2 protein-coding genes are annotated in these 2,216 nt (G+C 69.9%); both read left to right on the top strand.

Features of this window, described 5'->3' with window-relative positions; translation table 11 throughout:
• Positions 1–1,083 (top strand): HNH endonuclease signature motif containing protein (locus tag DSP71_RS07960; protein WP_147251240.1); only part of this gene is annotated, 1,083 nt, incomplete at its 5' end.
• Between the two features lie 302 nt (positions 1,084–1,385).
• Positions 1,386–2,216: ROK family transcriptional regulator (locus tag DSP71_RS07950; RefSeq protein ID WP_258546325.1), on the top strand; the 831-nt coding region annotated here is incomplete at its 3' end.

Raw genomic sequence — 2,216 nt, 5'->3', positions numbered from 1 at the left:
AGGGTGGGGACGGCGGACAGGTTGCGGGCCGATGCGGAGTTGGCGGCGTATGCGCGCGGGCTTCCGGTCGCCGAGCAGCGCGCGGATGACCACGGCGGTGCGGAGTCGGGGGTCGACGACGACACCGCTCCTCCGGCGACTCCGGAAGACCTGCGGGTGCTGGCGCAGGTGATGGTGCAGTATCTCGATCCGGATGGTGCCGAGCCTGCGGACGAGATCGCCATGCGGGCGCGGGGGATCGTCCTCGGTCGGGCCAAGGACGGGGTGATCCCGATCCGGGGTGGGCTGCTCCCCAAGGTCGCAGGACAGCTGCGACGCCTCTTCGACGCGTACCTGAACCCGAAGGTCGACGGCCCGCCGCAACCTGGTGTCGCTTTCCGGCCCTCCGACACGGCGCGCACCTCTTCGCCGGAGGTCGAGGGGGCGGATCATGGCTTCCTGCCATCCGAGGACCCGGTGCGGACGATCGACCCCCGGACGCGCGCGCAGAAGCAGCACGACACGCTCGCCGCCGTGCTCTCCATCGCTGCACGTCACGATGACACGCCCCGCCTGGGAGGTGCCGCACCGACGCTGGTCGTCACCGTCACCGCCGAGGACTACGCCACCGGTTCCGGATGGGCTCGCATCGAAGGGATCGACACCCCCGTGTCCACCGGAGTCGCCGCGCACACCGCGTGCGGGGGCGGCGTGCAGCGGGTCCTGTTCGACCCGGCTGGGCGCATCATCGGAATCCACACCTCCGACCGCATCTTCAATGCCCATCAACGCCGGGCGATCACTCTCCGCGACCGTGAATGCCTCATCCCCGGCTGCCATGTGCCCGCGGCCTGGTGCGAGATCCATCACGTGGACGAGCACGCCCGCGGTGGAGCGACTCATACCGACAACGGCGTCGCGCTGTGCTGGCACCACCACCGAACCCTCCCCACCAGTGGATGGGAGATCCGGATGCGACATGGCGCACCCTCCGTCCGCGGCCCTGCCTGGTGGGATCCGAGCCGGCGATGGCGAACACCACGACCGACCAGCGCTGCTCGTTCCCGACCGACGGTTCGACGCGAGGAGCTGCTGCGGACATGAAACCCGGTGGCAGCGGAACCTTTGGTGATGGTGGCAGCGGAACCTTTGGTGATGGTGTCAGTGGAGGTGGAGGTGGAGGTGGAGGTGGAGGTGGAGGTGGCAGTGGAGGTGGAGGTGGAGGTGAAGGAGGAGATGTGCCTGTGCCTGTGCCTGTGCCGGTGCCGGGTTCTGCGCGCATGCGGTCCGACGGAACCGGTCCGGGGTGTCGACTGGTGCGACACGATGTGGCATGCTTGCGGGCACTGCGCCCGGCACAGCCAGTGGTGCACGACGCGACGAAGAGAGGCGACCCCGCAACCCCTATGTCCAGACCACTCGCGGGACCGCAGGGCCTGCTCCGCACGCTCAACGGCCGCGCGATCCTCGAAGCTCTCGCGCGCAGCGGTCCGCAGACCCGTTCGGACCTGATGTCGACCACCGGACTCTCACGGACGGCGGTGACCCAGGTGCTGCGGATGCTCGAGAATGCCGGTGCCGTCGCCCCCGCGGGCATCGACCGTGACACGAGGGGTCCTGCTGCAGGACGCGTCGCCCTGCACCCCCGGCTCGGTTTCGCCGCGGCGGTGCACGTCGATCATCACGCCGCCCACGTCGTGCTGGTCGACGCGACCGGCACTGTGCAGGCGGAGGAACACGGGCCCTTCGCCGAAACGGATGACCGCGTGGCCCACATCGTCGGGCTCGTGGAACGCTGCCGGCGCTCGGTGAATGCGGCGAAAGCGGCCGTGCACCTGGCGGTGGTCGGAGTCCCCGGCATCGTCACGGCGGACGGAGGCATCCGAGACGACTTCGGCCCCGACGGCGGCCTCTTCCGCTCGGCTCTTTCCACGGCCCTGGACTGCCCCGTCCGCGTCGAGAACGACGTCAACCTCGCAGCCCTCGCCGAGCTCACGGGCGGTGAAGGCGGCACGCTCGCGAGCTTCGCGCTGCTGCTGCTCGACGACGGGCTCGGTGCAGGCATCGTCATCGACGGGGAACTCCACCGCGGGTTCTCCGGCGTCGCAGGCGAAGTCATGTACTTGCCGCAGACGCCCATCCCGATCGGTGCGCCCCTCGCCGGCGACGCGGTGGTCGGAGACCTGGCTCTCGGCGTCGGACGAGACCCCGATGCGTCGCTCGACGACCATCTGGAA

Origin of the sequence: Microbacterium sp. H6 (assembly GCF_003314775.1) — a bacterium.
GTDB lineage: Bacteria > Actinomycetota > Actinomycetes > Actinomycetales > Microbacteriaceae > Microbacterium > Microbacterium oxydans.
This window is presented reverse-complemented; position numbering and strand designations above follow the sequence as displayed.